Origin of the sequence: Anaerophilus nitritigenes (assembly GCF_004138215.1) — a bacterium.
Taxonomy (GTDB): domain Bacteria; phylum Bacillota; class Clostridia; order Peptostreptococcales; family Thermotaleaceae; genus Anaerophilus; species Anaerophilus nitritogenes.
Window position 1 is genome coordinate 15,124 of the sequence record NZ_RYYS01000056.1, and the last position, 18,944, is coordinate 34,067.

The window sequence follows — 18,944 nt, forward strand, 5'->3', positions numbered from 1 at the left end:
AATTTTTAAATTAACTATCATTTTAAAATTAATCTAATTCTTCAATAATTTCTTTTAATCTTTGTTTACGTTTTTCATTAAAGTCATTATTAATTTCTTCTAAATCTTTGTAGAAATCTCCAGTAACCTCAAACACAAAAACACTAGATTTTAGATATTTTCTATGTTGTCTTACATCCACAATCGTATAACCTTTTCGCAATAACTTTCTAGCAATCATGCCCTTTTTTACTACCTTAACTTCTTTTTCTTCCATCTTTTTCACCTCTCTTTTATTGTTTTTAGATACTAAAATAGTATCTATTCTACACACCTTTTCGATGTGCAAAATACATACCAATTTGACTGACTTTGACTTTAATTTAAAAAATATAAAAAGGGTATACTAATCAGCATACCCCTATCTACTCTTTAACCTCTTTAACCTCTTTAACCTCTTTATTTCCTTTTCAATTCCAATCAATATGCTATCTAGGCAATTATTGTAATACCAATCACTCATAGTATCTTCAAAGTCTTCTACAGTTTTAAAATGAAAGTTTTCATTATTTTTGTATTTCTCAAACTCAGTTATATAATCATATTTTTTCACATATTCATTTATCTGTTCTTTAGTCATGTACCATGTTTTTCTATTCGTAAGCCATGCATAATATAGATCATCTGCTAACCAATATAAATATTTAGTAAAAAATCCTTTTGTTCTATTCAATCCACTAATTTTTTCTAATTTTCGTAATAAATATTCTATACCTCCGTTAATTTCTCTTTCTGTAAAATCTGCATCTTTAAACAATTCTTTTATTTTAGATATAGCAGTATCATATATTAATTCTATATCTCGATCTGCAATTTCTAACCATTCAGGTAATTTTTCTATTTCATGTTCTATATCCTTTTCTTCATCTTCTTCCGTTTCTAATTCTATAATCCCATCATTTATAAAATCTAATGCATATTTATATTTATATCCTTCATCTATAGTTATATATAACATAGAATTATCAACATTATATGTAATTTCTTCTATCGTACAAATTGAAATTGGATCAATATCCCATGTTAAACCATAAATTTCTCCATCAATTACAAACATATTTTTAACTTTATTTTCTTTTAATAAATCTATTATAAATTTTTCATTTACAGATGCTTCATGAGTATGATATTCTCCATTTTCTAGTACATATAATACAGTTTCCACATATTTAGTTACATCTAAAACATCTTTAACAAAATTTAATCCGATTTGTTTATAATCATAATCATTTTCATAAATATATACTGTGAAACCTCTCTTTGTATCATATCCTAAATTTAAATATGCAATTTCTACTTTATAAAATTTTTCCTCTAGCTCACTTTGTAACCAATTACCCATTTTCTTTTGCAATCTGTCCATCGTTTCCACACTTATAATTTTTTTCATCATAATACATCCTCCCTCAAATTTTTTAAATTTAATAGTAACCTAAAAAGCTACTATAAAGAAGAGACTATAATTGTTCTAATCTCTTCTCCTATTTAAAGTGGAGGGGGATGATTAGAATAGATATAATCTACTCTTTACAATAGCTTTATATAAATATGAGTAGAATAGCCGACATATCCTACTCACCTGATAAAAATTTTTCTATCTTATCTAAATTATCTTTTGTCAAATTTCTCTTATCTGCTAAGAACATGCTTATGGAAGTTTGCGAAATTCCCACATTCTTACTTACAAAACCTTGCTTAATTCCATTTTTCAATAAATGTTCTTTTAGCCGTTCCCTCAAACTATCATTAATTTCATCAAGATTCATTTTTCTCACCCCTTTTTTAATTCTTTTTTAAAATTTATTTTTATGTATTGACTTTATTTTGTATTAGTTATATAATAAAATTGGAAAAATATTTTCAAAATTTCAAGTTATATCCTTCCACAGTGTAATAAGTGAAAAAACTCCTTTAAATGTTGATATTTCAACGTTTATATCACTTTAAGTATACTTATTTTTTCGTAATTATAAACTAGAAACATCATTTATTATAATAAAAAACAAGGATAATTTTACAAATTATGTTTTTCTAAATGTGGAATTTCGCTTTTTTAAATACTTCAGCTGATAATTACAACTATCTCTGATGAACTTATATTAAATATCAATTTATTCATTTACAACTCTTTTTCTTTCCCTATCTTGTTCCTTTCTAACTTCTTTTTTACATTTATCTGAACAATATTTTTGCCTATTATGTTCCTTTTTAAATTCTTTTTTACATTTTGGACATATAGCATATCCTTTTCTAACTCTATTCATTTTTTTAGGTTTTATATTTTTCTTTAAATTACTTAATATAATATCTCCAAACACATTAAATAAGAATCCTTTCTTTCCGTTTTTATTGCTTTTATAAATATGTTTAATTATAATATCTACACATTCAACAACATCCAACTCTCTTGATTCACAGAAAGATTCAAAATCTAAATATAGAGAATCGTATACAATAGTACATATACTTTCTTTACTTACATCTTCATCATCTTTGTAGTTATTAACATACATGAAATACTTTTGCATCTCTTTGTTCAATTCTTTATATTTTTCTATTACTTCTTTTGCTGTATCTGTTGTTATATCAACATGAATATTATTCATCAATCTGTTTTTATTAAATTTCCCTACGCAGCTAAAATCAAAATCTCCTTGTTTGATACTTTCAATTTTCTTTGTGATAGTATTTACTGTACTATCATTAATTTCTTCAACTTCTGTGATATCTTTATCTTTCACATATCTAAAGAAATAAGGTAATTTATACTTATCTACATTACATAATTGTTTTTTCATTTTGTCTGATACCTCAACCATTTCAAGTGTTTTACTAGCATCAATTGAAAAATTACAACTACAACATAGTGATTTAGCTATATTTAATCTTTCTTCTTTTTCTTCTTTTGAAAAAGGTTTCACATTACCATCTTTATCATAATTTTTTCTATTCCACAATTTCGTCAACTTATTGCTATATTCCCCTATATTGCCATATTGAAAAGCTGATGTAAGCGAATTATATATATTTTCACTATTTATAGTAGTAGCTGGAGCTTTACCCATTTCATAAAACAAAGGAGCTGTACCTTTCATATTGTTTTCAGCTTGTAAAATTATATCTGAATCTGAAATAACAAGTGCAGAATCGCCGTCTACATCATTCATTATAATTTTACTTATCATATCATGGCATGAGGTATAAACCCCATCGGTTATAAACCACTGATCCATTTTTTTACTTGTTACATTATTTCTAACACAATGTTCTTTATATAATGCAGGACTCCGATTAACAAGTAATTTAGAATATTTTTCTGTATCAAATAAATTACAATATACTTGACCATCTTCTAATAATCCTGTAACCTTATCTTTTCCTTTAAATACAAATTGAAGCCATGCAAACACATCTGGAACTAAATAAGTGTAATGTGCCTTATCAAGTTTGAATTTACCCTCTGAACTATCTTTTTTTATTTTACTAATACAATCACTTAATTGATCTTGTATATGATAATCTTGCAATAATTCAGGATATATCATTAAACTGTCTTGTAAATAATTTCTTGATTTATTTTCCTTAGTTGCTCCAAGTAATTTCAACATTGTTTCTTTATCTGTATAGGCTTTAGTTACTAATTTATCTACTTTCTTTGTAAATCTATTGATAACTTTCGGATTACATTCTTCAAGTGTTTGCCACATTTGATAATTAAATGAACTTTTTTTAAATTCATCAGCTTCCATATTGCAAATATTTGCTTGACAGTTATATTTTTTAAATTTATCTTTATAATCTTCCCAGCTAGAATAATATTTCCACATTTTTAATTGAGATTTACCGAATACAATTTTGATATTATCTTCTTTTAAATCCCACTCTTTCCCCCAAATATCTTTAACTTTATAATCCCCATCATTATATTGATCACACCAAGAAATAAAGTCCACAGGGGTTAATAATCCTTTCATCCAATTTAATCTGAATTGGAAATTTTTCTTTGATAATGAAGGTAATATCCACCCTGCTCCATCTGAATGTTCAATAGTTATATCCTTTTCACATCTTTCAGCTTCATCTGATAGCAACCAGTATTCTTCCTTTGTGGTTTTATATTTACCATTTTCATCTTTTATTTTTTTACTATTTTCATCTTTAATATGTACATCTCTTGATTCTCTTGTTTTTTTAATGTAATCAACTGTCCTATTTTTTAAAATAGTAGCAAAATCATCAATCACAATACATTCATCAATATTGAATTTTTTTCCAAGTACATCTTCCCATTTATTTGATGCTGTACTAACCAAGCTAAGATAACTTAAGAATTTGTTAATATTGCACCCTCGTTCAGCTGATTTATTAATATCTTCTATAGTCAATCCACACATTAACCTCATTTGAAATTGATTCCAAATATTTTCTTTTATCATAACTAATTTTCTTTTTTTAATTTGATTAGCAGATGAACTAAAATATCTATATTTTTCATTTTTATATACAAATCCATTATCAATTAAAGATTTCATTACTGGATAATGATAAGCTCTAACTATTATTAAATCCTCACTCAATTCATTTGATTCAAGTCCTAATATTCTTGTTAAATCAGATTCAAAAATTGAAACAATTCCATATTTATTTACTTTATTCAATTGTCTTGTTTCTTTGTTTTGTCTGATTAGTTTTTTAAATTCTATTTCTAACTTTTTGATTTGAGCCTTATATCCTATATCTACTTTTTTAATTCCACTCTTCCCTTTTTTAGTTATATACTTTTCTGTTTCATATTTAATATAATTATCATCAATTTCATTCATAAGATTTTTAAAAGATTTATCTTTTAAAAGTTGTTTGTTATCTTTCATCAATCTATTTACATACTTCCTTATATACTTTTTATTCTTATTTTCTGTAAGCTGTATAATATAATCTTCAATAGATTCAAAATGATATTTATTTTCTTTGAAAATTTCTACAATAAATTTACCATTTCTTTCAATTGATTTATACCGAGTCGGCTTTCTCTTATATACCTTCTCTATTGTATTTTTATTTTTAATTTTTAATAAAAATGTAGATAATTGAATGTCTTCAACCAATTCTTTTTTATTAGATTCCTCATTATATCTATACACTTCTATACCCTTATCAGCATCTTGAAAAGTAATCTTTCTATCATTAATATCATCTATAAGTTTTATCAAGGTAAATTCCTTTAATTGTTTTATATAACCCTTTAACCCCTTAATTTTAGTCATAATTTCATTTTCATCTTTATTTAAAAAACTATTCGTATCTACACTATAAATTTTCACTTGATTTTTTAACATGGTATACAACATTCCCCCTTAATCACTTTTTCAAACAACCAAAAAACCAAAAGATAAGTTCAAAACCGTTCTTTTTTATCCACCATCCTTTTATATTTTCATTCCGCTTTGCTCCATGAAAAATATAAAAGCCTAGCCGAAAAAAGAACCAAAAACGGCTTGCATATTATTTTTTTCGCTTCGCCATTTACAATCATCGTTAAAGTTGATATAATTAATATTTGGCAATTTTTTGGGTGTGAACCTCTTTAAAGAACATCACATCCAATTTCTTGCCAATCCAATCATGAAAATACTAATTTATAGATCATCCAATATTTTTTACCACGATATGGATTCTCTGTTCCATCTTCCAATTTTCTAGTCCAATCAATATTTTTATCGTTATTATCAATAATAAAAGGAATTCGTTCTTCTTTAAAACAACTATTCAAAGCCTCTGCACTTTTTAATAATTTTCCATTACGTTTGATATTAGCAGTTTTAGCTAATTCATGTTGATCATTCTTATATAATTTCTTACCAATGGCATTATTCAAATATTCTTCTAATGTTTTTTTCTTATAATCTTCATCAATTAGTCTATAATTAAAATAACCTTCATCATCAATGAATCCTAATAAATTAGCTAAATATTTACAATATCCATATTGCTTATAAGCTAACATCGTATCAATAGTAGCACCATCAACAAGACATTTAAAATACATTAATTCATTTACTTTATGTGTACTTTTATCATCTTCTTCTACAGTATCCGAATAAACTATATTATTGTAATCATTTTGTCGTGGATATTGTTCTATATATTCTTTAACTGTATGAGTTTTAAGATATTTAGCCTTGTCAATTTTAGTATTCAGTTGACGCTTCATTCCTCCTAATTGTTTATTTGTAATTGTTTTAATATATAAATATATTTTGTCATTTTCACTTTGTATTCTCTTTCTACCTATACATTGAATCAATACACCGAGATCCTTAACATCACAAACAATGTGCTTTACTTCTTCATCATTTATATTAACACCAGCATCCATACAAGTAGTAGTTATGAGTATTAATTTATCAAATCGTTCATTTTTAAGCATATTATCAATTTTTTCTACATCTACATATTTATAATGCTTATCCGATTTTCCACAATTAAACAAACAATATTTCTTATATTTTTTATATAGGTTATATGCTTTTGTTGCTGATTGTATAAAAAATATGCTTTTATCACCTTTCCGTATGGCTTCCTCTATAAACTTTTCTAATGTTTCATCCTTATTAAAAAAAGTTAAATTCTTAATAAAATCAAATTTAATTGGTAATTCATAATCTATCGTTTTTATTTTTTTAATTTCATTTATATAACCCTTCATGTAATCACCAGTAGCACTCATAAAAATCTTAACTTTATCATCTTGTGTAAGTATTAAATTCAATGATATATCAGTAGTTTTGTTGTAAGCTGCATCGCTCATAAAATAATGAAATTCATCACAAACTATATATTTATATTCAGAAAAATCGAAAATTTTCTTTTGATTATTATATAGACTTTCTAATTTTTGATATGTTCTTATATCTATTACATCTGTTTTTTTATCTTTTATTATTTCATCCTTAAACTGATCCACACAATTAACTCGATGTATTAAGAATAATATTTTTTCATTATTTTCTTTTGCTATTAAATATAATATATTTTTTACCCAATAACTCTTTCCCACTCCTGTACCTGCTTTTATAGTGATAACATCACCATCTGCAAAATTTCTAGCTGTATCTGTTGTAATTAGTTCACTTACTCTTTTCAATAAACATCCCCCTTAAACGCTCTTATAGAAATTGCTTTAATGTTTTTAGTTTCTTTTTCTTTAACTCATCTTTACTGTCATTGTCTACTTTTACTTCTACTATCTCATCTGAAAATTTAGATAAATCTATTGTAAAATCATCAGTATTCTTTTGTACCTCATTATCCCCTTTTGTATCAGTGGCTACCTTTTTATCATCAATTACCTTTTCAATCTCTTGGATATTACCTGCACCCTTTTGTACCTTTTTATTACTTAACTTTTTAGTATTATTTTTCATCTTATTATCACCTTTAGATACTATTTGCACCTTTTCGATACTATTAGTATCATTTTGTAACGATTGGATATTATTAGTTGCTAGTCGGTATATAGCTTCTTTTATAGCATCTTTCTCTGAATATGATTGAGAAAGATAGGCTTCTATTATCCTATCCTTCTCTTTATTATCATTTAATGTTATATAGATTCTTCTACTTGCCATCTATGCCACACTCCATGCAAGTTTACTTGCTTCATATGCTCCATATACATTTGAATTTAAAGCATCTTCATGAATTTTGTAACTAATAATTGAAGAAGGAAGTTTATTGATACACTCATCTAACATCAATGAAGTTCCACCAGTAAATATATTATGATATGTCTTAATGTTCACATAAGGCTTGATATAGTTTAGAATATCATTAAAAAACTCACCATACTGTTTCTGTGTTACTTTAATTGTTCCGTTCTTTATTAGTCTTGGAATATCTTCCTCTTTGTAGTCTTCACCTTTTGCTTGTTCTAAAACTCTTAACTTATTATAGAAGTCAAAAGCTCCAAATTTTACGGTTTGTAATAGTTGAATCTCTTGATCTACCATACAACAAATATTGATAGTCCTAGAACCTAAATCTAATATACATACATCTTTTTCTTGTTCTTCCTCATTTAAACTATAGAATGAAGCAAATCCTTCTGGTAATACCATCATTTCATTAATTTTAACGATCTTATCTATCCCATTGAATTTAAATGAAAACTCATTTCCTTTTAAATTGTCAATCATTTTTTGTTTATTGTCCATTTGTAAAGAAGGCAAAAGTAAAGTCAGATTTGTTTCAATAACATCTTCTCCTTCATTAGCTTTACATATTGCATATATCAATTGAGCCATATAGTCCCTTTCACATTTGTTAAATTCTCTACTCAGCTCTCCTATACCGATATATGTAATTCTTCCATCAATTTCTACTCTTTGCAAACCCTCTTGATAAGCCTGATAATCTGTGCTGATTCTACTACTGAAGTTCTCTTTATTTTCTCCATGTTGTCCAATATATTTGATATTCATATTTCCTAAATCTACAACTGTGATTTTCATTTCATTTTTAATATTTTCCATCTATAAATTCCCCCATTATCTTTTTATTTTTTTTGAATCTGTTGTATTCTCCGATTTTATAGTCTATACTATCTATAAATACATATTTTTAAGGGTACTAAGTGAGTGGTGAGAGACTCACCTAGTACAAGTACAATACATATTTTAGTGCAAAGGGCTTATGTAGATATAAGTCCTTTTTTCATTAAAAATCCACTTTTGAAACACATGGTGGTATTTTACTCCAATCAAATTTTTCTTTAACCTCAAGATTGATAATTTCACTTCTTCTTAAAACAATTCTGTCATTAATTTCTTCGGTTAAATCTCCAGTCTCCCAATCAGAATCAAAAAGTATAAATGTGAATGTTTCTGTGCCTTCTTCATGATTTACTTTATGAAAGGTAAAACTTCTATTCTTTTTTTGCTGTCCTTGCCTATAAATAACTCTATAATCATATTTTTCATTATTGCATTCTAAATTTTTTAATTGGTCAATTGTTTCAACCCAATCTTTATCATTCATTAAAGCTAATATCTTTTCTCCTTCTTTGTAATCCATATTTACATTTCCTCCTTTAATTCTGTAACTTCTTGCATTCCCTTTTCTGTTAATCTTCCTTCTATTGTTATAGCAGAAATAGTATCATGACCTTCAAAACGTGGATCTTCATGTAATATTATTTCTTCTCTAGATATTAAATTGTTTAATTTATCAAATATTCCTTGTACTTCATATTCATTATCAACTTTAAACTTGTATTTAAATGTACTACCCACACTTGATGCTCTCTTTAGTGATTTCAACAATCCTGCTTCTTTCATAATTGCTTCTTCTTGTACTAAATATCTATACAATTTCCCATAAAATTCTTCTGCTTCTATACTTCTATTACCGAAACCATCTATTGGTATTTGTAGTTCATGTATTTTTTCACTCACTGTTTCTATCATCTGATCTAAAGATAATCCATCTTCTTTCATTTCTTCAATCTCTTGATCTATTTCTCTTTGATCTTCTTTAGTTACATACATACTTCTTTTATAGTCTGCATGAGCATGTATTATCTTATTTGCACTACTAACAACATCTTTTAACAATTTTTCAATTGCATCTATACTCCCTGCATACTCTAAAAAATCATCAAATTCATTATCAGTTTCTCCTTTGTAGATATAATCAATAATACTCTCTGCTGTAATATTTGCATTACTATATCTGCGTAAATTTTCTACAAACTCCTTGTTTCCATCCATAGTTTCATTTTCACTTTCTTCATAAAACTTAAAAATCTTCTCGTATAGCTCACAAGCAATATCATCATCTTTCATATATTCTTTACAATCTTCTGCTGTTTTGCATCCAAATTCATTCATTGCCCATAACCCACATGCATCCCACGCAACATCTATTGCTTTGTTATTTACAACTCTATCCTTGTTAATAGCTGAAATATTCACTTGATTATCTGTACAATTTAGCATAAGAACTGCATCAACTATCGATCCTTGAATACCTTCAATCAACTCTCTAACTTCATTCGCATCGTCTGAGTTGTATGCTTTCATTACTCTTTCAATTTTTTCCTTAATCCAATCGATCTCTTTTTCAGTAAATTTCAAAATTCTTGTATTTTCCATAACATATATTCCTCCTTGTTTTCTCTCTAATAAAATTTCGATTTTACTTTCATGTTCCAATTTATTCTGATTCTGAATCTGATACATATATATCATGTACATCTAATAATTTATCTTATATCTTGCTTCTAATTTTATTTATAATGTCATCTGATATTTCTTTTGATAAACTATATTTTATACAGTTAATTTGACCATACCACTCTCTATAAACATCTGTATATTCTTGATAGAGATCATCTGCTTTTGTTATATCTTGAATTATTTCTTGAACTTTTTCGCATATAATATGAAATGTGTCTTCGACTGCTAATCTTTCATCTAAATCTAAATCCTTATTTAAGTCATAGTTTAGTTGTTATCTTCCCCATTCTTCACAATCTTTTTCTATAAATGTAATATTTATGTCCATCCTCAGCCCTCCTATTTCCAAAATTCTTCAATTTCATCTTTTAATACTAGAAAATCTTCGTCTGTCATTTCATTAAGTTTGTCAATCAATTTATCTGCATCAATGTCCCATTTTTCTGGTAATTCTTCAAATAAATCTAATCCTGATGCAATTTCAAACGGTATTTGAGTTGCATAATTTTTATTATCTAATAACACTCCATTCATCACATCAAATACTAAATTTTTTTCATTTTCATTAAGTTTTTTCATCTTATATTTCCCCCTAGTTTTTATTTTTTCTTACATATTGCATAATTGTTAAATATTTCTGCATCATGGTAAAAAAATATTTATGTACCTTGTGCTTTGCATAGTCTTATCATTCGCCTTCACCTCCTTAAAATAAAGCGATCTCTAATATCAATATTTCTCTATATAATGCTTTATTTAGTGTTGTAATAATTGTAAACCAAGCAAACTATCATATGCTAAACTTTTCCATTGTCCGTCTATCTTATCTTTCCACTTATACGAATCGATTGCATTTGTATCAATAGCAATTTCTCCGATAAATATAGTGGTTTCTTCATTAACCTTATTTTTATTTTCTATTTTCAACAATATCGGAATGTTACCCCACTCAATATCTTTTATTATTATTATGTTATATACATGTTCTAAATCATCATCATTAATAAACAAAACACCATTTGTATTCTCTTGATTAACAATATCCATTACATCAATAGCTTTTGTTTTTAATATTTCATGTTCTTTATCATCATTAATAAATTTAATAATAGGAAGGTATACTTCATTCCATCCACATTCGTTTGTAAAATCAAAAATATGTTTATTCATAAAATCAACGTTATTTTCAGATATTTCATTAACAAGTTCCGTTATTTTATTGTTGCTAACACTCAAAATATTCTCACTATTGATTTTTTTCATTATCTTTAAATGTTTTTGTATTAAAGAAAACATAATAAATTCTTGGCATTCTTCTTTTAAATAAAAGAACATATATGGATGTTTTCGATACATCAATTCAAAATATTCTATTACTTCTTTAATCTCATACAATTCTCTACTATCATTTCCGTATCCTGTTACAGTTACCAAAACGGATTGCATAAAAAATTTATTAAATAATATTTTTTGAGATACAATAATTTTATCTTCCTTTAGCATTTGATTAAATTCTCTAAAAATCAAATTCACTTTCTTAAAATTTTTCTTTTTTATTTCACTTTTTAATATTTCTAAATGCAATGGATTGTTTTCACTAATTTTCCATTTTTCATTTTTCTCCATTTTTTTAAATTCATTAAATGTCTTCATTTAATATTTCCCCCTGTTTTTTTGTCTCATATTACATAATTATTAAAATTTATAAATATTAAATATAGTGTGCTTTTCGAATACATCTTCCATTTTTTTCATGCTTTTTATAATTTCTTTTTGGTTTTTAATAACATTCCCTATGCATTGTACATTATAATATTTTAAATATTTATCATCTGAAATCAAAACATCATAAACAGATTTAATATTTACTATATCAGATCTTAAATTTCTAAATAATCCACAATCTAGCTCATCATCTATTTCAACACATATACTGGATGGTTTATTAAACCTTGAATTTTCTTCGCAATATAATATCTCCCATCCACCAATACCTAAATCTACTGCTCTTATATTTCCATATAAATTGAAATTTATATTAATTCTACTATCTATAAGATTAGTTATCTTATAATGTACAAATATATTAAACTTATATAGAAATTTTAATTCTTTTAAAAACTCTTCATAATCATTTTTCAAGAATTTTTTTAAATCACAATCAAGTTCTTTGTTAAGACAAAAGTATCCTCCAAGTTCTTCATCATAGAAATAGCGATTAGTAATAATACCTGAAAAACATCCAAATTCATCATCATACTTTTTAAAAAAAGTTTCACACATAATCAATTCCCCCTTTTAGTTTTTTATTCCTCAACAATCATCCCATTTTCAATCATATACTCCCTATTTTCTTCAACAATTTGTTCAATAGTTTCCATTGGAACTCCCATAGATGCAGCAACTTCTTCTATTGTAAATAGTTCTTGATCTTGGTTCGGGAATGGTATTACCTTTCCTTTGTCCATGTTCTCACCTCCTTTGACCTTCTATAGTTGCTTTTTCATGCGATTTTAACCCTATTCTCACACTCTTCTCTAATCATGCACACATCACAACTTAAACTTTGAATCTCTCCTGGGGTGGCTTCTCTAAACCAACCATCTACTAATTCATAGGTACTATAATCTTCATCCCACCGATAATCCTCACAATATTTGACGATCTTAGGCATTTCTGTTTCTTCATCCCATATCTGAAACAAACCTTCAAACATTTCGTCAATCTCATATGCTCCACTTGATGCATCTAAATCGTGCATATTTGCTATTCTAAAATTCATCCATTGTCTAGCTTCATTAATATCAAATGTTAAGTGTGGATAACAACATTCCTCATCGTTTATTATTTTGTGTCCAGTTTCATAGCGATATAATGTTCTCATCTTTTGTAATTCCCCCTTATATTTCTCACAACTATTTAAATTTTACAATTGTGTTAAACTTTTCCGTATAAGGTTAAAAAAATATTTACTTAAGTACCTTTTGCCGTAGCTACTCTCTTCATTAACTGCACCCCCTTTCTAAACTTAATATATTATTCAATTATTTATCATATTTTTTTGCAAGTTCTATAAATTCTTCTACAAATTCTTCTTGTCCAGGTTCACTTACCCAATCTGGTAATACATCATAATAATGAGATATGGCATCTATAGTATACCAAAACATTGTATCGTCTCCATTTTCCTGCAATAACAATGCTATTTGTTCAATTATTTTGAGATTAAAATCATCATCTACATGGCTTATAACAGATCTCATATCTTCTATAACCTTAGTTTTTTCAATTTCAAATTCTATATCATTAATTATATCTGTATTATATATAGGCTTTTGAACTATATCAGCATTTTCTCCAATTATTAGTTGCATATCATATCCTATAATTTCAGGTTTTAATTCTCTCTTTAACTTTTCTTTTTGAATAACTAGTTTATCAATCTCATCTATTTCCTTTTGAAAATATTCTTCTTCAATACCAAACATTTCCGATAATGTGGGTAGATGTTTTTTAGATACCTTTTGTTTTCCTTTAATCCACAAATTGATATTTTGTTTTTTTATTCCTAGTTTTTCTGCTAATTCTTGATGTTGTACATTATAAAGATTTAAAATATATTCAAGCCCTATCATTTTTATACCTCCACATTGTTTGAGTAAATATTGTTCTAGTAAATATTGTTTAAAACAATATTACCATGTGTAAGGTATGCTTGTCAATTTAATTTTGGAATAAATATCCTTTTCTTTGATTTTTAGATTAAATAAAAGAAGATTAGATTTACAATAAATTCTTCTTATTAATCCTTTTAACTACTAAACACTATTTCAAAAAGCTCTTCTTGTTCTTCTTTATTCATATTTTCAATTTTATTTTGAAGTTGATCTGTCCACTCTTGTCTACTATCTTCTAAAATATTAAATTCTTCTTCTGTAATATTGAATTTTTCTAAAACTAAGTCATAAATAGTCTTTTTGTTGATATAATCTTCTAGCTTAGATTGTTTGCTTAATAAATATTCTTCTATAATTAGTAATTCATCTAAATATTGCTTCAATTCGTTTCTATAATGTAACCAATTAGTGTTAACAACTGTATTAATAACTCTCGTTTTCATTTTGATTAAATGCCTAATTTGTAAATCATTTGTAACTTCTCTCCACTCACCATCATGTTCAATATTTTTTAAATCTTCTGACCAATTTTCAATTTTAATAAAAGAATACAGCTTTTTGTTTTTTATTTTTATTTCTCCACCCAATAAATCCTGTGCTTCTGCTTTAATTTTAAATTTTTTTATTTCTTCATTATCTTTTTCACTAAGTTCATCCATCAACAAATACGATTTTGGAATTTCAAAAACTTCAGACAACTGATTCAACCTTTCTTCAGTAACATTAATTACACCATTTTCCATTTGTGATAATGCCTGTCTAGTTATTTTATAACCATGTTCTTCAAATTGTTTTGCTAAGTTCGATAATGATATTCCAAATATTTTTCGTATCTCTTTTAGATTTTTCATTTTTTTCAACCACCTAACCATTTCAAACTATATTTTTTATCATTATTATATAGTTTGCTTTACAAATTGTAAAGTAGGTATATTTGTATTATATACTTCACTTTACAATTTGTAAAGTGGGATTTTGAAAATTTTTCTATTTCATTATTTTATTGATGTCACATACTTGAATTATAGCTTTAATATACACCATGAACTCCTTTGTAGTACCTGAAAAAGCTAATGCCCTCATTCTCCATACACCTCTTTTCTCAATTGCTCTATCCATTCTTCATTTTCCTTTAGTTTTTGCTGTAATTTTTCTATACGTTCTACTTTTTCTTTAAGTGCAGATGCATATGTTCTATTTGGATCAATTTTAGGTGCAATTACTACATCGCCTTCTTCTTGTAATCTTTGTTTCCAAAAATCTGCACTCTTTTTTGATTCTGCTATGTCATATTCAATATAACAATTCAAGTCTATCAACTTCATGATCATTTTTGTTTTGTCCATCTGCTCACCTCCTGTTTAATATTAGTATATCGTTCAATAACCTATTCGTCAATACCCTATTGAAAAATATTTCAAGCTCTTTTATACTAGTTATAGGAGGGGAACTAATATGAAAATATTGCGTGTGAAAACGGAAAATATACAAAACATAATGAATAATAAAAACATCTCTCTATATAAATTGGAAAAAGAAACTGGTACATCTGCAAATAATATAAAAAATTGGATGCATAATAAAACAAAAAATTGTAACTATGAAGTTGTTGGGAGAATATGCACTGTATTAGAAATAGATGATATGAATGATATACTAGAAATAACACCCAAAGAGTAGATTTAATATCTACTCTTTATTCAATTTGTTAGCTTGTCCACCTGCTCACCTAAAAATATCCCTTTCACTAACTATTTTTGTCCACTTTAATATTAATTTTCTTAAAAACAAAAAAGACGATAAAACAAGAACACACATAAAAAATTTCATCTAAAAGAAACCTCAAAATAACGCTTTGACATTAATGTTCAAAACATCATTCTTAGTTCCATATTCCCTTTACTTAGATGTAATTTAATTTTTTATGTATTCTTGTTTTACCGCCTTTGCGATAGAACGAAATAACTATTTATTATATAATTGTAAATATTATTCTAATAATGTATTTATCTTCCAACAAGTTAAATATTACTACTATCTCATGTAAAAGTCAATCATTTTTTATAAATTTTTTTATAAACTCTAATATTTTTCTTTCATATCTAATAAGAGTGGCTTCATATCTTTATTAAATTTTAATGTAATTTCACCATGATTGTATTCGCAACTACTTATCAACTTATATTTCTTCCATTTTTTTGATCCTTGGTTTACCCTTAAAAAACACATCATCAAATTATCGGTAATCAAATCTATATCTCTATATAATTGTTTTATATCACTATTTGATTTTTCTGCATATTCAGATAGTTTAAATTTAATACTATTAAAATCTTCATCATCTGGGTTTATTCTACTAATAGCATATAAATAAATTTTCTGCTCTTGCAACTCAAGTTTATATTTTGCTTCAACTAGTTTATTACTCATCCTTATTTGTTCTTGTTTTTCTCTATCTATGATCATTTGTAATCATCTCTCCTAGCACTCAGTTCCTAAGACTATTATAACATTTCAAAAAACATCTCAAAACCCTAAATTATATTGATATTTAGTCCAAGTTTCTAGATATCTAGTCCCAAGATATTGATATTGAAGCCAAAATTTTATTATTTTTATTGATATCTAATCCCATTTTTTAATTATCTAGTCCGAAATATCTATACATATAGTCTAAAATACAATATTTTCGCTTATATTTTCTAGATATTCAGTCCCAAAATTTATAATAGTCGCTATTAACGGCAAAATCACACCCAAAGGGGGACAAAAACAATTGTTAAAGTGGCATACGTTAATAGAAATGCCACCGTTAGGATAGTTTTTTACGACCTATAGATAGTTTATATCCTTCGAACTTAACAGATATTATTAATATGGATAGTTTTTTACGACCAATGGATAGAAATAAAGTGGCTTAAAAAATCCTCATAGAGTCATTTTAGATGAATAAATAAGACACTATCATCATTGATTTAATTTTTTATTAACGACAAGTTCACACCTTATCCAAGACAAAAACACACCCTATTACTTAATTTTGAGTACACTAAATACACCTTTTCAATATACTTTTTGAAAAAGTTTTTAAATACCCTTGAAAAATTCACTAACTTTGATAAAATTATTTTAACAACATCTTTTCTAGTTCCTCTTTGGAATATAAAGATGTACGTTGGAAAAAGTTATGAAATTTGTTATTTTTAGAGAATCTACTGTTTGCGGCAGTAGATTTTTTCTTTTGTTGAGATTGAGGTGGGTAGTGACCACCTTGGACATTACTATTGTCGTTTGCTACACTAGCAATTAAGTGTAATTGTGCTTTTATATTGATACATAACGTGTTTAAATATGATTTAAGGTTATTTACTATAGTCCCATGTTTTACGGCTTTCTTTAAGCATTGTACGGCTTTTTTAACTATATCTATAGAATACTTTTCTTCTAGTTGTTTCTTAATAGATTCTACGTCTATAGTTTTCTCTACAATCACACTCTTATCAGTATTAGATAGTTTCGGCTCACCTGCTTGACTAGATTCATTATTTTTTTGAACTAGGTGTGTAAAAAAATATTGGTTTATATCGAATGCTTTTTTAATTGGATTATAATTAGTACGTTTTATAATAACTTTTTTCTCTACTAACTTATTTATATATTTGAGGGCAGTATTTTTAGATACTCCCATTTCTTCTGAAATACGTCTAGCTCCTACTTTTGCAATTTGAGTTCTAAAATTAACAAATTTCTTGATTGCTATGTAGCAGGTTATTTCTAGACCTGCTAGTTTATCGAGTACAGTATTATCTATTGAGGTGTACATTATTTTCTGCCCCCTTTCTTGTTTAAAGTAACAAGGGGACTATTTATACCACCATCTTTTATTATTTCGTCTTGTGATAAACTTTGTAAGTAAATTTGCGTCACTTTTAAATCTGAGTGTCCGAGAAGTTTAGAAATTGTCATAATATTATTAAATTTAAGCATTTGACATGCCCAAAAATGTCTGGCTGTGTGAGGTGAACATCTTATTTGTTTTCTTACATTAGCTTTTTTTCCTGCTATTGTAAAAATCCTTTCCATAGCCTCTACAGTTAAAGGTCTTCCTGTTCTACTTAGAAAATAATTATTATATTCTAATTCTTTTCCCATGAAATATATCTTTTTCCACTTCTCATATTTTTTCATTTCTTTTTTTAATTTTATTGACATTGATACAAAACGTTCTTTTTTCCCTTTTCCATAAATGTAAATTCTATCATCTTGAATATGATCATTTTGTATATTGCAACATTCAGTATTTCTTATACCTGTATCGAAAAATGTAGCCAAAATACATCTATTACGAGAGTTTAAATAATTATCATGTTTGTATACTTCTAACATTTTTTTTACTTCTTCTTCATTAAAAGTTTCTATTACTTTTTTTGTATCTTTTACATTAGATACTTTGTCAATTATGTTGTTTACTACATATTCCTCTTCTTCACAAAATTTAAAAAAGGATCTTAATGTCTTGATGATTGTATTGACATATCTTGTGCTTTGTTCATTCTCTAATTTTTCAGATATAAATTTTTTTACATGCACAGATTTAATTCTGCTTACTTTCTCAATTCCAAATTCTTCATTGCAGTAATTAAGAAAAAACAAAGTATTATTTCTATAACTTTTTAATGTCTTTTTAGTTAATCCTTTCGCTTCACAATCTAGTAAAAAATCTTCAAGTTCTATTAACATAAAAAACACACCTTCCTTAGTTTTTTAGTTAACTAAATAAAAGGTGTGTTCATCATTAATCACATGACATGAAGTATGCTATATGTTCAAAACGTCTATAACCGTTCAAATATCAACATTTATTCCATATCCCAGTTGTGATACACATTTTGCACATCATCATCTTCTTCAAGCATATCAATCATTTTAGTCATAGCTTTTATTTGTTCTTCATCATTAAGTTCTACCATAGTTTGAGGAATCATATTTACAT

General features: G+C 26.4%; 22 protein-coding genes. 1 reads left to right on the top strand and 21 read right to left on the bottom strand.

From position 1 onward, the window contains the following. Positions 1-28: 28 nt before the first annotated feature. The 17 genes from EK368_RS08490 to EK368_RS08565 all read right to left on the bottom strand — a co-directional run bounded on the left by EK368_RS08490 (position 29) and on the right by EK368_RS08565 (position 15,297). The gene (locus EK368_RS08490; protein ID WP_129598447.1) at positions 29-256 is read right to left on the bottom strand and encodes a hypothetical protein; all 228 of its coding nucleotides are present in this window, start codon (positions 254-256) and stop codon (positions 29-31) included. 144 nt (positions 257-400) lie between these two features. After that, positions 401-1,432, bottom strand: coding sequence for a hypothetical protein (locus tag EK368_RS08495; RefSeq protein ID WP_129598449.1), 1,032 nt, complete (start codon positions 1,430-1,432; stop codon positions 401-403). A gap of 178 nt (positions 1,433-1,610) precedes the next feature. Then, entirely contained in the window at positions 1,611-1,805 is a 195-nt protein-coding gene (locus EK368_RS08500) for a helix-turn-helix domain-containing protein (RefSeq protein WP_129598451.1), read from the bottom strand. Between the two features lie 345 nt (positions 1,806-2,150). Continuing rightward, positions 2,151-5,375 carry a hypothetical protein gene (locus tag EK368_RS08505; protein ID WP_129598453.1) on the bottom strand — a complete coding sequence of 1,075 codons (3,225 nt, stop codon included), beginning with the start codon at positions 5,373-5,375 and terminating at the stop codon, positions 2,151-2,153. A gap of 284 nt (positions 5,376-5,659) precedes the next feature. Then, the gene (locus EK368_RS08510) at positions 5,660-7,183 is read right to left on the bottom strand and encodes a DEAD/DEAH box helicase family protein (protein ID WP_129598455.1); all 1,524 of its coding nucleotides are present in this window, start codon (positions 7,181-7,183) and stop codon (positions 5,660-5,662) included. Positions 7,184-7,205: 22 nt separating this feature from the next. Continuing rightward, a complete protein-coding gene (locus EK368_RS08515) occupies positions 7,206-7,667 on the bottom strand; it encodes a hypothetical protein (RefSeq protein WP_129598457.1) in 462 nt (153 codons plus the stop codon). Then, positions 7,668-8,570 carry a ParM/StbA family protein gene (locus tag EK368_RS08520; RefSeq protein ID WP_243109389.1) on the bottom strand — a complete coding sequence of 301 codons (903 nt, stop codon included), beginning with the start codon at positions 8,568-8,570 and terminating at the stop codon, positions 7,668-7,670. It lies immediately after the preceding gene. Between the two features lie 184 nt (positions 8,571-8,754). Beyond that, the gene (locus EK368_RS08525; protein ID WP_129598459.1) at positions 8,755-9,111 is read right to left on the bottom strand and encodes a hypothetical protein; all 357 of its coding nucleotides are present in this window, start codon (positions 9,109-9,111) and stop codon (positions 8,755-8,757) included. A 2-nt stretch (positions 9,112-9,113) separates the two neighbouring features. Continuing rightward, positions 9,114-10,190 (bottom strand): hypothetical protein, encoded by a 1,077-nt coding sequence (locus tag EK368_RS08530; protein ID WP_129598461.1) that lies wholly within the window; start codon positions 10,188-10,190, stop codon positions 9,114-9,116. 423 nt (positions 10,191-10,613) lie between these two features. Beyond that, positions 10,614-10,853, bottom strand: a complete 240-nt coding sequence (locus EK368_RS08535) for a hypothetical protein (protein WP_129598463.1) — start codon at positions 10,851-10,853, stop codon at positions 10,614-10,616. 177 nt (positions 10,854-11,030) lie between these two features. Then, positions 11,031-11,927 (bottom strand): hypothetical protein, encoded by an 897-nt coding sequence (locus EK368_RS08540; RefSeq protein ID WP_129598465.1) that lies wholly within the window; start codon positions 11,925-11,927, stop codon positions 11,031-11,033. A gap of 42 nt (positions 11,928-11,969) precedes the next feature. Continuing rightward, on the bottom strand, positions 11,970-12,557 hold the full coding sequence (locus EK368_RS08545; RefSeq protein WP_129598467.1) for a hypothetical protein: 588 nt from the start codon (positions 12,555-12,557) through the stop codon (positions 11,970-11,972). Positions 12,558-12,580: 23 nt separating this feature from the next. After that, positions 12,581-12,742 (bottom strand): hypothetical protein, encoded by a 162-nt coding sequence (locus EK368_RS14875; protein ID WP_165000385.1) that lies wholly within the window; start codon positions 12,740-12,742, stop codon positions 12,581-12,583. A 35-nt stretch (positions 12,743-12,777) separates the two neighbouring features. Continuing rightward, positions 12,778-13,158: a hypothetical protein gene (locus EK368_RS08550; protein ID WP_129598469.1), complete on the bottom strand. Its 381-nt coding sequence runs from the start codon at positions 13,156-13,158 to the stop codon at positions 12,778-12,780. A 160-nt stretch (positions 13,159-13,318) separates the two neighbouring features. Then, positions 13,319-13,909: a helix-turn-helix domain-containing protein gene (locus EK368_RS08555; protein ID WP_129598471.1), complete on the bottom strand. Its 591-nt coding sequence runs from the start codon at positions 13,907-13,909 to the stop codon at positions 13,319-13,321. Positions 13,910-14,085: 176 nt separating this feature from the next. Next, positions 14,086-14,802: a helix-turn-helix domain-containing protein gene (locus tag EK368_RS08560; protein WP_165000386.1), complete on the bottom strand. Its 717-nt coding sequence runs from the start codon at positions 14,800-14,802 to the stop codon at positions 14,086-14,088. 228 nt (positions 14,803-15,030) lie between these two features. Continuing rightward, positions 15,031-15,297 carry a hypothetical protein gene (locus EK368_RS08565; protein WP_129598475.1) on the bottom strand — a complete coding sequence of 89 codons (267 nt, stop codon included), beginning with the start codon at positions 15,295-15,297 and terminating at the stop codon, positions 15,031-15,033. 109 nt (positions 15,298-15,406) lie between these two features. Between EK368_RS08565 and EK368_RS08570 the strand changes: the two genes are divergently transcribed. Then, the gene (locus tag EK368_RS08570; RefSeq protein WP_129598477.1) at positions 15,407-15,631 is read left to right on the top strand and encodes a helix-turn-helix domain-containing protein; all 225 of its coding nucleotides are present in this window, start codon (positions 15,407-15,409) and stop codon (positions 15,629-15,631) included. Between the two features lie 402 nt (positions 15,632-16,033). Here EK368_RS08570 and EK368_RS08575 read toward each other — a convergent pair whose 3' ends face one another. The 4 genes from EK368_RS08575 to EK368_RS08590 form a co-directional block, all read right to left on the bottom strand. Beyond that, a complete protein-coding gene (locus EK368_RS08575) occupies positions 16,034-16,417 on the bottom strand; it encodes a replication initiation protein (protein WP_129598479.1) in 384 nt (127 codons plus the stop codon). 658 nt (positions 16,418-17,075) lie between these two features. Further along, a complete protein-coding gene (locus EK368_RS08580) occupies positions 17,076-17,774 on the bottom strand; it encodes a hypothetical protein (RefSeq protein WP_129598481.1) in 699 nt (232 codons plus the stop codon). Continuing rightward, positions 17,774-18,691 carry a tyrosine-type recombinase/integrase gene (locus EK368_RS08585; protein WP_129598483.1) on the bottom strand — a complete coding sequence of 306 codons (918 nt, stop codon included), beginning with the start codon at positions 18,689-18,691 and terminating at the stop codon, positions 17,774-17,776. Before EK368_RS08585 ends, EK368_RS08580 begins: the two co-directional genes overlap by 1 nt. A gap of 119 nt (positions 18,692-18,810) precedes the next feature. Next, the coding region (locus EK368_RS08590) for a YebC/PmpR family DNA-binding transcriptional regulator (RefSeq protein WP_202976450.1) at positions 18,811-18,944 on the bottom strand (134 nt) is incomplete at its 5' end.

Coding starts and splice junctions, on each gene's coding strand:
- EK368_RS08490 (WP_129598447.1), bottom strand. CDS start 256: ATGGAAGAAAAAGAAGTTAAGGTAGTAAAAAAGGGCATGATTGCTAGA.
- EK368_RS08495 (WP_129598449.1), bottom strand. CDS start 1,432: ATGATGAAAAAAATTATAAGTGTGGAAACGATGGACAGATTGCAAAAG.
- EK368_RS08500 (WP_129598451.1), bottom strand. CDS start 1,805: ATGAATCTTGATGAAATTAATGATAGTTTGAGGGAACGGCTAAAAGAA.
- EK368_RS08505 (WP_129598453.1), bottom strand. CDS start 5,375: ATGTTAAAAAATCAAGTGAAAATTTATAGTGTAGATACGAATAGTTTT.
- EK368_RS08515 (WP_129598457.1), bottom strand. CDS start 7,667: ATGGCAAGTAGAAGAATCTATATAACATTAAATGATAATAAAGAGAAG.
- EK368_RS08520 (WP_243109389.1), bottom strand. CDS start 8,570: ATGGAAAATATTAAAAATGAAATGAAAATCACAGTTGTAGATTTAGGA.
- EK368_RS08525 (WP_129598459.1), bottom strand. CDS start 9,111: ATGGATTACAAAGAAGGAGAAAAGATATTAGCTTTAATGAATGATAAA.
- EK368_RS08530 (WP_129598461.1), bottom strand. CDS start 10,190: ATGGAAAATACAAGAATTTTGAAATTTACTGAAAAAGAGATCGATTGG.
- EK368_RS08535 (WP_129598463.1), bottom strand. CDS start 10,853: ATGAAAAAACTTAATGAAAATGAAAAAAATTTAGTATTTGATGTGATG.
- EK368_RS08540 (WP_129598465.1), bottom strand. CDS start 11,927: ATGAAGACATTTAATGAATTTAAAAAAATGGAGAAAAATGAAAAATGG.
- EK368_RS08545 (WP_129598467.1), bottom strand. CDS start 12,557: ATGTGTGAAACTTTTTTTAAAAAGTATGATGATGAATTTGGATGTTTT.
- EK368_RS14875 (WP_165000385.1), bottom strand. CDS start 12,742: ATGGACAAAGGAAAGGTAATACCATTCCCGAACCAAGATCAAGAACTA.
- EK368_RS08550 (WP_129598469.1), bottom strand. CDS start 13,158: ATGAGAACATTATATCGCTATGAAACTGGACACAAAATAATAAACGAT.
- EK368_RS08555 (WP_129598471.1), bottom strand. CDS start 13,909: ATGATAGGGCTTGAATATATTTTAAATCTTTATAATGTACAACATCAA.
- EK368_RS08560 (WP_165000386.1), bottom strand. CDS start 14,802: ATGAAAAATCTAAAAGAGATACGAAAAATATTTGGAATATCATTATCG.
- EK368_RS08565 (WP_129598475.1), bottom strand. CDS start 15,297: ATGGACAAAACAAAAATGATCATGAAGTTGATAGACTTGAATTGTTAT.
- EK368_RS08570 (WP_129598477.1), top strand. CDS start 15,407: ATGAAAATATTGCGTGTGAAAACGGAAAATATACAAAACATAATGAAT.
- EK368_RS08575 (WP_129598479.1), bottom strand. CDS start 16,417: ATGATCATAGATAGAGAAAAACAAGAACAAATAAGGATGAGTAATAAA.
- EK368_RS08580 (WP_129598481.1), bottom strand. CDS start 17,774: ATGTACACCTCAATAGATAATACTGTACTCGATAAACTAGCAGGTCTA.
- EK368_RS08585 (WP_129598483.1), bottom strand. CDS start 18,691: ATGTTAATAGAACTTGAAGATTTTTTACTAGATTGTGAAGCGAAAGGA.